Annotated in this window: 15 protein-coding genes; all 15 read right to left on the minus strand. The window is 67.0% G+C overall.

The window, feature by feature from the left end; translation table 11 throughout:
• Position 1 precedes the first annotated feature (1 nt).
• Positions 2 to 760: a P-type conjugative transfer protein TrbJ gene (gene trbJ / locus PMI04_RS14540; protein ID WP_007708496.1), complete on the minus strand. Its 759-nt coding sequence runs from the start codon at positions 758 to 760 to the stop codon at positions 2 to 4.
• Positions 757 to 3,246, minus strand: coding sequence for a conjugal transfer protein TrbE (trbE, locus tag PMI04_RS14545; RefSeq protein ID WP_007708495.1), 2,490 nt, complete (start codon positions 3,244 to 3,246; stop codon positions 757 to 759). The genes trbJ and trbE overlap by 4 nt, the downstream gene beginning before the upstream one ends.
• Positions 3,243 to 3,524 carry a VirB3 family type IV secretion system protein gene (locus tag PMI04_RS14550; protein WP_007708494.1) on the minus strand — a complete coding sequence of 94 codons (282 nt, stop codon included), beginning with the start codon at positions 3,522 to 3,524 and terminating at the stop codon, positions 3,243 to 3,245. The genes trbE and PMI04_RS14550 overlap by 4 nt, the downstream gene beginning before the upstream one ends.
• The gene (locus PMI04_RS14555; protein WP_007708493.1) at positions 3,521 to 3,856 is read right to left on the minus strand and encodes a TrbC/VirB2 family protein; all 336 of its coding nucleotides are present in this window, start codon (positions 3,854 to 3,856) and stop codon (positions 3,521 to 3,523) included. Before PMI04_RS14555 ends, PMI04_RS14550 begins: the two co-directional genes overlap by 4 nt.
• On the minus strand, positions 3,853 to 4,839 hold the full coding sequence (gene trbB / locus PMI04_RS14560; RefSeq protein ID WP_007708492.1) for a P-type conjugative transfer ATPase TrbB: 987 nt from the start codon (positions 4,837 to 4,839) through the stop codon (positions 3,853 to 3,855). Before trbB ends, PMI04_RS14555 begins: the two co-directional genes overlap by 4 nt.
• Positions 4,840 to 5,139: 300 nt before the next feature.
• The gene (locus PMI04_RS14565; RefSeq protein ID WP_037486060.1) at positions 5,140 to 5,607 is read right to left on the minus strand and encodes a GNAT family N-acetyltransferase; all 468 of its coding nucleotides are present in this window, start codon (positions 5,605 to 5,607) and stop codon (positions 5,140 to 5,142) included.
• Between the two features lie 12 nt (positions 5,608 to 5,619).
• A complete protein-coding gene (locus tag PMI04_RS14570) occupies positions 5,620 to 6,303 on the minus strand; it encodes an O-methyltransferase (RefSeq protein ID WP_238535899.1) in 684 nt (227 codons plus the stop codon).
• A gap of 128 nt (positions 6,304 to 6,431) precedes the next feature.
• The gene (locus PMI04_RS14575; protein ID WP_007708489.1) at positions 6,432 to 6,857 is read right to left on the minus strand and encodes a CopG family transcriptional regulator; all 426 of its coding nucleotides are present in this window, start codon (positions 6,855 to 6,857) and stop codon (positions 6,432 to 6,434) included.
• A gap of 9 nt (positions 6,858 to 6,866) precedes the next feature.
• On the minus strand, positions 6,867 to 8,840 hold the full coding sequence (locus PMI04_RS14580; protein WP_007708488.1) for a conjugal transfer protein TraG: 1,974 nt from the start codon (positions 8,838 to 8,840) through the stop codon (positions 6,867 to 6,869).
• A gap of 15 nt (positions 8,841 to 8,855) precedes the next feature.
• Positions 8,856 to 10,616, minus strand: a complete 1,761-nt coding sequence (locus PMI04_RS14585) for a DUF3363 domain-containing protein (RefSeq protein WP_037486058.1) — start codon at positions 10,614 to 10,616, stop codon at positions 8,856 to 8,858.
• Between the two features lie 238 nt (positions 10,617 to 10,854).
• The gene (locus PMI04_RS14590; RefSeq protein ID WP_202947607.1) at positions 10,855 to 11,547 is read right to left on the minus strand and encodes a lytic transglycosylase domain-containing protein; all 693 of its coding nucleotides are present in this window, start codon (positions 11,545 to 11,547) and stop codon (positions 10,855 to 10,857) included.
• Positions 11,548 to 11,770: 223 nt separating this feature from the next.
• Entirely contained in the window at positions 11,771 to 12,109 is a 339-nt protein-coding gene (locus tag PMI04_RS14595; RefSeq protein WP_037486067.1) for a DUF736 domain-containing protein, read from the minus strand.
• 32 nt (positions 12,110 to 12,141) lie between these two features.
• Positions 12,142 to 12,687: a S26 family signal peptidase gene (locus tag PMI04_RS14600; RefSeq protein ID WP_007708479.1), complete on the minus strand. Its 546-nt coding sequence runs from the start codon at positions 12,685 to 12,687 to the stop codon at positions 12,142 to 12,144.
• Entirely contained in the window at positions 12,684 to 13,190 is a 507-nt protein-coding gene (locus PMI04_RS14605; RefSeq protein ID WP_007708477.1) for a DUF2840 domain-containing protein, read from the minus strand. Before PMI04_RS14605 ends, PMI04_RS14600 begins: the two co-directional genes overlap by 4 nt.
• Positions 13,187 to 13,453 carry a helix-turn-helix domain-containing protein gene (locus PMI04_RS14610; RefSeq protein WP_283184790.1) on the minus strand — a complete coding sequence of 89 codons (267 nt, stop codon included), beginning with the start codon at positions 13,451 to 13,453 and terminating at the stop codon, positions 13,187 to 13,189. Before PMI04_RS14610 ends, PMI04_RS14605 begins: the two co-directional genes overlap by 4 nt.
• Positions 13,454 to 13,470 lie beyond the last annotated feature (17 nt).

The raw sequence follows: 13,470 nt of genomic DNA on the forward strand, positions 1-13,470 counted from the left end.
ATCAGTCGTGGAACATGCGGGCGTTGCCCGGCTGATAGCCGGTAGACCGCGTCAGGAAGCGGCGGAGCCGTTCGCGGCTCTCAGCTTCGACGGCGGCGTTGCGCGCCGAGTCCAGCGCCTGCGCGCGGCCCTGCGCGGCGAGCAGCGCCGTCAGGTCCGCGAGCTGCTGCGATTGCAGCGCGAGAAGCTGGTTGCCCGCCTGCGCCGCCTGAAGCGCACCCGTCGCCGACTGGCTGGACGTGACCAAACCGTCCATCGTCGTGCGCGCGCCGTCGATGTTGCCAACGACGCCGGCCTGAACGCGCAGCGCGTCCTCGAACGCCCCGACGCTATCCTCCCAGCGCGCGTTAGCGTTGGCGACCATCTGCGCATGGGTGCCGGTGAGCGCAGCGCCCTTGTAGCGGCCGTCGAACACCTGCTGGACGTTCTGCACGTCGTAGGCGATCCGCTGCGCCTCGCCGAGAAGCTGCTGGGTGCGCTGCACCTGCTGCTGCAACTGCTGGAGCGAGCTGAACGGCAGCGAGGCCAGGTTGCGCGCCTCGTTGATGAGGCTGGTCGCCTGCTGCTGGATTTGCTGAATCTGGTTGTTGACCTGCTGGAGCGACCGCGCGGCCGTCAGCACGTTCTGCGCATAGTTGGTGGGGTCATAGACGATCCCGCCGAACTGAGCGTGCGCCGGCGTGGCGGCGGTGATGCCGATCATGCCCGACGTGACAATGGCGCCGGCCAGCATGGCGCGGCGCAGGATATAGATTTTCATGGGGTCGTGTCCTTCAAGGCAAGGTCGAGCTGGCCGGCATCTTCCCGGCGACCGGCCAGCGGATCGGGTTGGGGTTCGGGAAGAAGCTCGACCGCCCAGGCCAAGCCGCGATGGCGCAGCCATTCGGCGGCGAAGCGCTCGCGGCCGTGGGTCTCGACCAGCTCGGCGATGCGGAGCTGATCGGTCTTGGAAGAGGCGGCCGTGAAGGCCAACGCGACCTCGCCCAGCCCCAGCTCGAACAGCCGGTTGCCGCGCCGCGACTGGCAGTAATAGTCGCGCTTGGGCGTGGCCCGGCTGAGGATTTCGATCTGGCGGGCGTTGAGGCCGAACCGTTGGTAGATGGCGGCGATCTGCGGCTCGGCCGCGCGCTCGTTCGGCAGGAAGATGCGCGTCGGGCAGCTCTCGATGATGGCCGGCGCGATGCTCGAGGTCTCGATGTCGGCGAGGCTCTGCGTGGCGAACACCACGCTGGCGTTCTTCTTCCGCAAAGTTTTCAGCCATTCGCGGAGCTGCGCGGCGAAGGCGGGGCTGTCTAGGACCAGCCAGCCCTCGTCGATGATGATGAGCGTTGGCGAGCCCTCCAGCCGGCCCTCGATCCGGTGGAACAGGTAAGACAGCACCGCGGCAGCCGATCCGGCGCCGACCAGACCCTCGGTCTCGAACGCCTGCACCGACGCTTCGCCGAGCCGTTCGGCCTCGGCATCGAGCAGCCGGCCCCACGGTCCGCCAAGGCAATAGGAGGCGAGCGCCTGCTTGAGCTGCTGGCTCTGGAGCAGCACCGCGAGCCCGGTCAGCGTGCGTTCCGGGACGGGCGCACTGGCAAGCGAGCCGAGCGCCGACCACAGATGCTCCTTGGCCTGTGGATCGACCGCGACGCCTTCGGACGCGAGGATCGCCGCCAGCCATTCGGCCGCCCAGGCGCGCTCGGCCGGATCGTCGATGCGGGCGAGCGGCTGGAGTTGGACGCCATCGCCCGCCTCCTCGGCGAGCATCCCGCCGAGATCCTGCCAGTCGCCGCCCATGCCGATCGCGGCAGCGCGGATGCTGCCGCCGAAATCGAAGGCGAAGACTTGGGCCCGTTCGTAGCGGCGGAACTGCATCGCCATGAGGGCGAGCAGCACCGATTTGCCGGCGCCGGTCGGCCCGACGATCAGTGTGTGGCCGACGTCGCCGACGTGAAGGGAAAACCGGAACGGGGTCGAGCCTTCGGTCATGCCATAGAGCAAGGGGGGCGCACCGAAATGCTCGTCCCGTTCCGGCCCCGCCCATACCGCTGACAGGGGGATCAGGTGGGCGAGATTGATGGTGGAAATCGGGGGTTGGCGGACATTGGCGTAAACATGGCCGGGAAGACTCCCCAGCCACGCCTCGATCGCGTTCATACCCTCGGGGATCACGGTGAAGTCGCGGCCCTGGATGACCTTCTCGACCAGCCCCAGCTTCTCGGCGGCGATAGCGGGATCGCGGTCCCATACCGTCACCGTCGCGGTGACATAGGCCATGCCGGCATAGTCGGCGCCCAGCTCCTGCAGGGCGGTGTCGGCGTCGGCCGCCTTGTTCGAGGCGTCGCTGTCCATCAGGACCGACGCTTCGTTGGTCATCACCTCCTTCAAGATCGCGGCGATGGACTTGCGCTTGGCGAACCACTGGCGGCGGATGCGGCTCAGCAGCTTGGTGGCGTCGGTTTTGTCGAGCATGATCGCGCGGGTTGCCCAGCGATATTCGAAAGCCAGCCGGTTCAGCTCGTCGAGCAAGCCGGGGAACGTGACGCTGGGAAAACCGACGATGGTGAGCGTGCGGAGATGATGATCGCCTAGCTTCGGTTCGAGCCCGCCGGTCAGCGGCTCGTCGGCCAAAAGCGCGTCGAGGTGCATCGGCGTTTCCGGCACGCGGACGCGCTGGCGGCGCGTCGAAACCGTGCTGTGCAGATAGGTCAGCGTCTCGGCGTCATCGAGCCAGCGGACCTCGGGCACGAAGCCTTCAACCAGGTTGAGCACCCGGTCGCTGCGGTCTGTGAAGCCCTTAAGCAGCTCCCACGGATCGACGCCGCTGGTGGAACGGCCCTCGTAGAGCCAGCCTTCCGCGCGAGCCGCTTCCTCGGCAGCTGGCATCCACAGCAGGGTGAGGAAATAGCGGCTCTCGAAATGCGCGCCCTCCTCGCGGAACTGTTCGCGGCGCTCGAACTCGACCAGCGACGACACGGGATCGGGAAAGTGGTCTTCCGGATAGTCGAGCGCGGGCGTGCGCTGCGCCTCGACGAAGATCGCCCAGCCGGAGCCGAGCCGGCGAAGCGAGTTGTTCAACCTCGCGGTCGTGACGACCAGCTCGGTCTGCGTCGCGCTGTCGAGATCGGGGCCGCGGAACCGCGCGGTGCGCTGGAAGGAACCGTCCTTGTTCAGCACCACGCCTTCGCCGACCAGCGCGGCCCAGGGCAGGAAGTCGGGCAGGTTCGCAGCTTTGCTGCGATATTCGCGCAAGCTCATCATGGCCGCATCCATGTTGGGTAGCGGAGGTGACGCCGGGCCACGTCCACGAATTGCGGGTCGCGGCGGGCGGCCCATACGGACAGCCCGTGGCCGACGGCCCAGATGACCAGGCCGGCGATCCACAGGCGCAGGCCGAGGCCGACCGCGCCCGCCAGCGTCCCGTTGACGATGGCGAGCGAGCGCGGGGCGCCGCCGAGCAATATCTGCTCGGTCAACGCCCGGTGGACCGGGGCGAAATAGCCCGTGATCGGTTCGCCATGATCGGCCGCGCCGTTCATGCGATCAGCGCTCCACCGCCGAACGAGAAGAACGACAGGAAGAAGCTCGACGCGGCGAACGCGATAGAAAGGCCGAACACGATCTGGATCAGCCGGCGCGAGCCGCCCGACGTGTCGCCGAACGCCAGCGTCAGGCCGGTCACGATGATAATGATGACGGCGATGATCTTCGCTACCGGCCCTTCGATGCTTTCGAGGATCGACTGGAGCGGCGCTTCCCACGGCATCGACGAGCCGCCGGCATGGGCCGGAACGGAGAAGGTCAGCGCGATCACGCTGGCGGTGGCGGTGAGCATGGCGCGGCGTGCGCCATGCCGAAGGGCATGGATCATGGCAGGTCTCCGGCTTGGGGGGTGGTGAGCGGTGCGAGGCGGTAGTCGCCAGTTGCGGGGTCGAGCCCATCGACGCGGGCCAGCTCGGTCAGGCGGCGTCCGTGCGCGTCGCGGACCAGCACGGCGATCATGTCGATGGTCTCGGCGATTAGCGCGCGCGGGACCGTGACGACCGCCTCCTGGATGAGCTGCTCCATTCGGCGCAGCGCGCCGAGCGCAGTGCCGGCGTGGATCGTGCCGACCCCGCCGGGATGGCCGGTGCCCCAGGCTTTGATGAGGTCGAGCGCCTCGGCGCCGCGCACCTCGCCGATGGGAATGCGGTCGGGGCGCAGACGCAGCGACGAGCGGACCAGCTCGGACAGCGACACCACGCCATCCTTGGTCCGCATGGCGACAAGGTTAGGCGCGGCGCATTGCAGCTCGCGCGTATCTTCGATCAGGACGATGCGGTCGGTGGTCTTGGCGACTTCCGCCAATAGCGCGTTGACCAACGTGGTCTTGCCCGCGCCGGTGCCGCCCGCGACGAGGATGTTGGCGCGGCTCTCGACGCCGTGGTGCAACGCCTCAGCTTCGGCCGCCGACATGATCCCCGAAGCCGCGTAGTCGTCGAGCGTGAACACGGCGACAGCGGGCTTGCGGATCGCGAAGGCCGGCGCGGCGACGACGGGCGGCAGCAACCCCTCGAACCGCTCACCTCCTTCCGGCAGCTCGGCCGAGACGCGCGGAGATCGGGCGTGAACCTCGATGCCGACATGGTGCGCGACTAGGCGGACGATGCGCTCGCCGTCGGCAGCGCTCAGCAGCTCACCCGTATTGCTGATGCCTTCGCCGAGCCGATCGAGCCACAGCCGGCCGTCCGGGTTCAGCATCACTTCGATGACGGCCGGATCGTCGAGCCAAGCCGCGATCGACGCGCCCAGCGCCGTGCGCAGCATCCGCGCGCTGCGTGTCTTGGCTTCGGATCGGATTGGCTGGACGGTCAAGGATCGGCCCCTGGATTGGGCCGGGCGAACCGCCGCCCGGCGTCAGGAGCACATCAAGAGAGACAGAAACTCAGCCGACGCAACAGTCAGTCGAAGGCGTAGTAGTAGCGGCGGCAAATACGTGCCGGCGGCGATGATGACTTATCGACCGTCTGCCATTCGCCTCCATCATACCGGGAGTGGTAACGTCGAATCAAAGTCCAGCGACGGAACTGCGGGTCGATTCGGAACGGCAGATGGAGCAGAAATTGGTGGTTTTCACGCCGGACCAACAAGGAAGCTGACATTCGAATTCTTGTGTCAGGCTATCCATTTTGACATACGGTAATCGTGAATCATCACACCGTTGATCGCGAATTCGTTTCGAGCTTCGAGAATGAAGCCGCGACGTTCAAAGAGACGGCGAGCGCCTTCGCTAGCCTCAACGAACAATAGCTTGATGCCTGCTTTTCTCGCGACAGTTTCTATCGCGGCGCAAATTCCTAACCCCACACCCACTCCGATCATATCAGGGCGGCAGTAAAGATGGTCCATGTGTCCGTCTGGTTCTAAATTGCCATAACCGACGGGTCGGCCGTCATTGTCTATCGCGACTAAGATTGTTCGATCTTGAGCTTGTTGCAAATACCTCTGGGGATCGGGCTTCGATGGGCTCCAAGCCCAAACCTGTTCGGCAGAATAGTCGCGAATACCAGCCTCATGGACGGATGCGTGAAACAGGGTTGCGAGCGAATCAGCGTCAAGGGGTTCAAACAGACGAATAAGCATGAAAAGCTTCGATCACTCGCGAACTATCGCCAGTGAAAATCCATCCCAACCCTTTTCACCGACGGTCTGAATCGCCGTTGCATCAAGGCGAGGCTCGCTCGCAATAATCTCAAGGAACTCGCGGACGCCCTTAACATTCGCGTCGTCACTGGCCGGATCGGCGACCGCTCCCCCACGGACCACGTTATCGCCGACGATGATGGTGCCGGGGCGGGAGAGCTGAAGCGCCCAACGAATGTAATGCGGATTGTTGGGTTTGTCCGCATCAATAAAGATCATGTCGAAGGGGGCAGCCAGCGTCGGCAGAATATCAAGCGCCTTACCGACATGGAGATCAATCACGTCGTTCAAACCGGCACGCTCGATGTTCCGGCGCGCTGCACCGGCATGCGTTTCGTTGAATTCTATCGTCACGACCTTACCGCCAGGAGGCAGCGCGCGGGCCATCCAAATCGTGCTGTAAGCGCCGAGCGTTCCGATCTCCAATATCCGTTTGGCGCCAACCATGCGAGCGAATAGGCCGAGCATCTTTCCCTGAGTGGCGGAGACGTCATGCGCGGGCAGGCCACTCGCGTCATTTTCTTTCAAGGTTGCGCGAAGGTGGTCATCCGTGGGAGCGAGCAGATCGGCAAAATATTCATCGACCTTTGACCAGCGTGTGGAATCGGCTGACGGATAATCCGGAATGCGCATCATATCTCCCTGCCATTCGAGTGTAACCAAGGGCCGCTAAGACGGCTATTGAGTAATGCTAAACCCGTATTGAACGTCGCCTGCTGGACGGTTTCCTGCGAGCGATCTTCAACCCGGTCCGAACTCTTTCATCATTCTGCGTTGCCGATGGGCTTCGGCCAGACATCCTCGGGAATTTCATCGAACAGGCTCTTGCCGCTGGCGTATCGCCGACCGAGCGTCTCGATGAAACCCTCGTAGCGCTTGCGCCCCTTCACCTGCGCAGCCGCCTGATCCTCATCCGGCAGCGGCGGCGTCACGGACAGCCAGAAGCGGACGAACAACGCGAGCGCCTCGGTCGAAAGGCCCGTGTTGCGTTCAAGCCGCTGGACCTGACGCGACAGACGGTCGAGCCGTCGCGCAAAAGCGGCCTCCATCCGGTCGGCGCCGTCCGGCGACAGGTAGGACGCCACGGCAGCCTCCACGATCGCCGAGCGTGATATGCGCCGCCGGATCGCCAGTTCGTCAACCTGTTTGGCGAGCGCGGGCGGGAAGTAGACGTTGAGCCGGGTCCGCATGGCGGCCTCCTACAGTTCGATGCCGTCGCCCGGATCGAGCGACGCCTGACGCGCAATGCCCTGCATCCGGCGGCGCACGGCCGCCTGCCGGGCCGCGTCGTCCTGCTCGTCATCGACGATCGAAAACTCCTGCGCGGGCGGCGCGGTCGTCTCGGGCACAATGGCGACATGCTCGGGCAGCTCGGGCTCTCGGCGCAGGCCGCCATTGGCCGCATCTTCCGCATCGCGGACAATGCGCGCGACCTGCTTCGGATCGGCCGTCGCCTGCCGCCCTGTCCAATCGTCGGAGCGGATCGCGGCGGTGACGGACGTGGGCGGCGCTGCGACCCGCTCGGCGAGCCGCCGGTCCTGAAAATAGCGAGCCTTTTTCGCCCGGATCGGATGGACGCCCGCCACCATGACGATCTCGTCGTAGGGCGGGAGCTGCATCACTTCGCCGGGGGTGAGGAGCTGCCGGGCGGTCTCCGACCGCGACACCATCAAATGCCCGAGCCACGGCGACAGGCGATGCCCGGCATAGTTCTTCATCGCCCGCATCTCGGTCGCGGTGCCGAGCGCATCGGACACGCGCTTGGCGGTGCGCTCGTCGTTGGTGGCGAAGCTCACGCGGACATGGCAGTTGTCGAGGATTGCGTTGTTCGGGCCGTAAGCCTTCTCAATCTGATTGAGCGACTGCGCGATCAGGAACGCTTTCAGTCCGTAGCCCGCCATGAACGCCAAGGCGGACTCGAAGAAGTCGAGGCGGCCGAGCGCGGGAAACTCGTCCAACATTAGCAATACGCGATGGCGATTGCCCTTCGGGGTCAGCTCCTCGGTCAGCCGGCGCCCGATCTGGTTGAGGATGAGGCGGATCAGCGGTTTGGTCCGCGAGATGTCGCTGGGCGGCACGACCAGATACAGCGTTGCCGGCCGATCGCCCTCGACCAGATCCGATATGCGCCACTGGCAGGCCCGCGTGACCTGCGCCACGACGGGATCGCGGTATAGGCCGAGGAACGACATGGCCGTGCTGAGCACGCCTGACCGCTCGTTGTCGGATTTGTTCAGCAGCTCGCGCGCGGCGCTGGCGACGACGGGATGCACACCTGCTTCGCCTAAGTGCGGCGTAGCCATCATCGCCGCCAGCGTCTGCTCGATCGTGCGCGCCGGGTCGGACAGGAATCCGGCGACGCCGGCCAGGGTCTTGTCCGCCTCGGCATAGAGGACGTGGAGGATCGCGCCGACCAGCAAGCTATGGCTCGTTTTTTCCCAGTGGTTTCGGCGCTCCAGCGAGCCTTCGGGATCGACCAGAACGTCGGCGACATTCTGCACGTCGCGCACTTCCCATTGGCCCCGCCGCACCTCCAGCAACGGGTTGTAGGCGGCCGACTCGGCATTGGTCGGATCGAACAGCAGCACGCGGCCGTGCCGCGCGCGAAAACCGGCGGTCAGCGTCCAGTTCTCGCCCTTGATGTCGTGGACGATCGCCGATGCTGGCCAAGTCAGCAGCGACGGCACGACCAGGCCGACGCCCTTGCCGCTTCGCGTCGGGGCGAAGCACAGCACATGCTCGGGACCGTCGTGGCGGAGATAGTCGCGGGCGAGCCTGCCGAGCACGACTCCGTTTGGCCCCAGCAACCCGGCCGCATGAACTTCGCGCTCGGTCGCCCAGCGCGCCGAGCCGTAAGTCTCGGCGTTCTTCAGCTCGCGCGCGCGCCACACCGACATGCCGATGGCGGCGGCGATCGACACGAACCCGCCCGACGCGGCGATATAGGCGCCTGTCAGGAATATGTTGGGCGCATAGGCGTCGAAGCTGAACCACCACCAGAAGAAGGCGGGCGGCGGATAGACGCGCCAGCCGAACGCCACGAACCACGGCCGCCCCAGCTCGGGCTGGTAGGCGAGCGCGGCGGCGGTCCACTGCGTCGCGCCCCACACCCCAGCGAGCACGATCAGGAACACGATGATGATCTGGCCCCAGAGTATCTTGGTCGCGGACATGGATGTCTCCTGTTTTCAGATGCCGAGGCCGCGCTTGCGGCTCAGCGTCCAGTCGATGCCGCCGCCGGCGCGGACGACTCCCGACACCTGACGGCCAAGCTGCTGTTCGAGGGTGCTGGCCCACGGCACGAGCCGGAAGCCGAGCCCGTCGTCGATCATGGCGAAGCGGCCGGACGCGAGCGTGAGGCGCTGGCGCACGACGCCGGCGATCTTTTCGCCGGTGACGGCGGGTCGATAGGCAAGCCCGGTCTCGCCCGCGATCTTCGCGGCAACCGCGTCCAACTCGCGCTTACGGAGCGTGTCGAGCATCCCGCGCTCGAACACCGTCCGCTCGCCGAAGCGGCGGGCCAGCCCTTCCTTGACGAGATGGTCGGTGCGCGCGTCCATCGCGCGCCGCACCTCCGCGCCGAACCCGCCATCGGCGACGCTTGCGCCGCGCTCGATCAGCCTGTGGTCCAGCCAGGTCGCGCCGGGCGCTTTGACCTGCGCGGCGAGGTCGAGATCCGATCGCGTGGCGAGCAGGAGGGTCGGCCTCTCTTCGCCAGGCCGGTCGACGCCGCGCAGCTCGACGATGGCGCCGAGCTTGGGGCTATGCTCCAGCGCCTCGATGCCGGGCAGCCGGACATGGTGGGTGCGGCCGTCCGTGCCGTCGATCACGACATAGGCCGCGCCATACAGCTCGTCATGCAAACCCTTGTCGATCAGCCGACCCGCGATCGGCTTCTGGGGCGCGCTAGTGACGACGGCGTAGCTGTCGAGCGGCCGGTCCTGACCATGCTCACGCAGCGCCGCGCCGATCGTGCGAATGATGTCGCCGCGCGTGCCCAGCTCGCGCAGCTTCGCCGCCGCACCTTCCGCGACCGCCCACTGGCCGGTATCCCCTTCGGCTGCGAGCCCCATCGTTTCCAGATGCTGCAACCGCCCGACCATCAGGCGGCGGAGCCGCGGATCGTCGGGGCCGGGCCGCTCGGGGCGCAGGTCGATCACGCCCAGCTCGTCGGCGGAATGCTGGATCTCAGAATCGAGCCGAGTCCAGCGTTCCGCCGTCACCTCGCGGTCGAGCGCGCGCTGCACCTCATTCTCGGGCTTCGGCCCTAGTTCGGCGAAGGCCAGGTCTTGCGCGCGCGAGCGGAGATTGTGGCTGATGTAGTCGCGGGAGATGACGAGATCGGCACCCTGATCGGTAACGCCGCGCACGAGCAAGTGGACATGCGGATTGTCGGTGTTCCAGTGATCGACCGCGACCCAATCGAGCCGCGTACCCAGGTCCGCCTCCATCTGCCGCATCAGGTCGCGGGTGTATTCGCGCAGGTCGGTCAGCTCGGCGGCATCCTCCGGCGATATGATGACGCGGAAATGGTGCCGGTCATCCTTGCACCGCTCGGTGAAACCGCGATCGTCTGCGTTGTCGCCGGCCGCGTCGAACATCCGCGTCGGCGAGCCGTCGCGGGTGACGCCTTCGCGCTTCAAATAAGCGACGTGCGCGGATAGCGGCGCCGAGCGCCGGCCGCCCCGGCTGCGGGTGGTCACGGGCAGCATCTTGACCATCACGCGCCGGCCCGAGCCGAACAGGCGGCTGCGGGCGAAAGCGGTGCGTCCCCGGCCGAAGGTCGATTGCGCGCCCCGGCGCGCCCCGCTGGCGCCGCCACGTCGGCCGCCGCTATGGATCGCGGCGACGCGGAGCACCTCGGCGACCAGACCACGGGCATTGCGGCCCTGCGCCTTGCTGCGCTTGGCCTTGCCCGGCCGGACGCGGAACTCGCCGTCATCGCTCACGGCCGGGGCGCTTTCGGCCGCAAACGGCCTGTGGTGCCGTTGGAGCCGTTGTGTTTGCTGGATTTTTCCTTCCGCGCGGCACGCGCGCCGACCGACGCCCCCGCGTGAAGCCACGGAAAAGCCTCGGCTTTTTGGCTGAACGGGGCGCTGCTTATATCTTGCCCTCGTCTGTCCCTGCCGTTTTCCTTCTCCCCAGCCACTCTTCTGCTTCGGACGGATGAAGGGAGCGACAGGCCGATCATTGCGGTCGGCCCGCGCGGGCGCGGGGCACGAACAGCGTATCACGCGCTACATTCGGCGACGGATCGGTCGTGCGACCGCCGTCAGATTCTACACTGCCCGAGGGCGTTTCCGGCGCGGGTTCGCCGCTGCCGGACTGCACGCCAACTGCATCTGATGCGCCGCTCCCCGTGCGGACAAACAACGCGGCGCGACGCCAGGCGAACGGATCAGGCGGCACGCTTAACGCCACCTGCACAGCGCCCGATCCGCCAGTGATCGGCGCGAGCTGCGCAAGATAGCCGACCGTCTCAGCGGGCAGCGGACGGCCGCGCGACACGAAGTCGTCGTAGCGGCCCGGTCCCACATTATAGGCTGCCAACATCGCGCTGGCGTTACCGTATCGGTCGTGCATCTCGCGCAGGTAGGCCGTGCCCGCCATGATGTTGTCGCGCAGGTCGAACGGATCGGGACCGAGGCCGTAGCGAGCGCGCAGCGCCGCCCAGGTCGCAGGCATGATCTGCATCAAGCCCATCGCCCCGGCGCGCGAGACGGCGCGGGAATCGCCGCCGCTCTCGACGCGCATCACCGCCCATATCCACGCTTCGGGGATACCGAACCGGCGTGCGGCCTCGGCGACATGACCGGAGTAAGGATGGACGGCCGCCGATCGCGCGGCCGGCATATCCTGTGCCATCGCCGGAGCAGACATAGCGCCGCCGGACAGCAGGACGACGGCAACGGCGATCGCCGATCCAACTCCGCTCCGCCGCCAGCCTGCCAGCGTGCTCGCTGCGGTAAAGGGTGCGCGCGAAGCGCCGGCCCTTGGCCGCCCTTGACCTTCGCTGCGCGCCCCGGCCGGCCTGCAACCGAGCGGGACGAAGGGATGAGACGGCCTATCCGCGAACAAAGGGATGATAGCGAAGCGCACGGGCTCAGTCCTGCTCGCGCGACTTCGGCTGGCGGTTCCAGCGCAGCGACCAAGCCGACTTGTCGCTGCCGTTCTGGAACAGCGCGGCGCGGATCGGCTGAGGGAAGCTGGGATCGTCGATGCGCAGCGAGACGTAATCCCCGGCGCGCTCGCCGCTCTCGTTCCAGCCGGCGCCGATCTCCGGGCCTTCACCATCGTCGCCGCGGTGGACGCGCCAGTCGGGCGCGTTGTCGGCATCGCTCAGCTCGGCCGGAACGATCGAGATTCGTATGTCGAGCGTCGCCGTCTCGATAATGCCTTCGTAGCCGTTGGCGGTGCGGAAGAAGCTGCCGATCTGCATGATGATCTCCTTTGGGTTGGCAGTTGAAAAGCGGGTCAGCGCCAGGTGAGCGGCGCGGTCGGGGAGTCGCGGGTCAGGATCGGGACGGCGCCGCCAAGCACGGCCGAGGTGGGCAGCGGACCGAAATAGCGCCCATCCATGCTGTCCGCGTGTTCGGGGTTGAGCATCAGCAGCTCGCCGGCGCGAAGCGTGCGGCACCCCTGCCAGACCGGCAGCGGACGGCCCCGGCCGTCACGCTGCCGGGCGACGACGACGGGCCGCCCATCGACGCTCACTACTGCGTTGATGCGGCACACGCTCTGCCCCGGCCGTGCCGCGACATGCTTCAACAGCGGCACGCGCTCGCCGAGATAGCCGCGCTCCGCCAGCCAGCGCGCCAGGGTCGGTGGCGGCGTCACGGCGACCAATGCACCGTTCGGCGGATCGGGAAGCGGCTCGATCCGGTAGACCCCGATCGGCGCGCTCGCGCTGGCGTTCCAGACTATGCGCGGGAGCGGATCGAATACCGCCACGGCGAGGAACGACGCGCCGAACAGCGACGCGGCGGAGGCCGTCGCAATGGCCCATCCACGGCGGGTCATCGCTCGATCTCACGGCGTTTGAGCCACGCGCGATGGCGCTCCATCGTATAGGGGCGCGGCGGTTGACCGGCGGCGATGCGGTTGTGGACGTGCCGCCAATGATCCGGCGCGGCGTCGCACGGATCGACGCCGGCCGCCTCGGTCGCGTCGATCGCGGCGAGCACTTGGCTGACCTTGGGCCAGCCCTCGATCTTGAGCAGGATGTCGCCGCCCGGCCGCACGAACGGCAGCGTTGTGAACGGCTCGTTCGCGCGGACTGCGCGCACGATGTCGATGCGCGAACTGACTGTGCCATAGTCGTTGGCCGCCCAGCGGACGAACGCGAAGATCGCGCCGGGACGGAAGCGAACGATGCGGCGGCGGCGATCGACGATCTCGTCCACGGCGACGCGGCCGAACCTGATCCAGTGCTCGACCCGCTTCTCGATCCAGGTCAGTTCGACGCGCGTCGTGCCGTCCTCTGACGGCTGGCGGTGGCGCATGGGTGCTGGCGGGATAGTCATCGCCGGCTCCGGGCGATGGCTGAATCCGCGCGCGGCATGAGGTCGTCCTGCCCCGGATCGGAAGTCGAATGCTTGATGCCGATGTCGGCCCAGGCGCGCAGGTCATCGACCGAATAGACGACGCGGCCGCCGATACGGCGGTAGGCCGGGCCGGTCCCGAAATAGCGGTGCTTCTCCAGGGTGCGCCCGGAGAGGCCGAGAAACCGCGCGGCTTCCGGCGTGCGCAGGAAGCGGGGCGGCAGATTGGTGGTCGTATCGGACAAGTGACGGCTCCTGCGGA

Source organism: Sphingobium sp. AP49 (genome assembly GCF_000281715.2).
Taxonomy (GTDB): Bacteria; Pseudomonadota; Alphaproteobacteria; order Sphingomonadales; family Sphingomonadaceae; genus Sphingobium.